The sequence below is a fragment of the Streptomyces scopuliridis RB72 genome, from assembly GCF_000718095.1.
GTDB lineage: Bacteria > Actinomycetota > Actinomycetes > Streptomycetales > Streptomycetaceae > Streptomyces > Streptomyces scopuliridis.
Window position 1 is genome coordinate 1 of sequence record NZ_JOEI01000103.1, and the last position, 289, is coordinate 289.

General features: G+C 67.5%; 1 protein-coding gene. It reads right to left on the reverse strand.

The genetic code is table 11. The features are described from left to right. A partial coding sequence (locus IF11_RS0136170; protein WP_030356030.1) for an Ig-like domain-containing protein occupies window positions 1–289 on the reverse strand: 289 nt, incomplete at both ends.

Genomic DNA, 289 nt, shown 5'->3' on the forward strand with positions numbered 1-289 from the left:
GCCGTCGAAGAAGCTGACGGTTCCGGTCGGCGTACCCGCTCCTGGCGGCACCGCGGTGACGGTGGCGGTGAGGGTTTTGGGCTGTCCGAAGACGGAGGGGTCGGGGGCCGAGGTCAGCGCGGTGCTGGTGGCGGCCTTGTTCACCGTCTGGGGGTCGATTGGGGAGGTGGATCCGGCGAAGTTCACATTACCGTTGTAGACGGCGGTGAGGGAGTGGGATCCGACGCTCAGGGTGGAGGTGGTGAAGGTGGTGACTCCGCCGGTCAGGGTTGCTGTGCCGAGGAGGGTG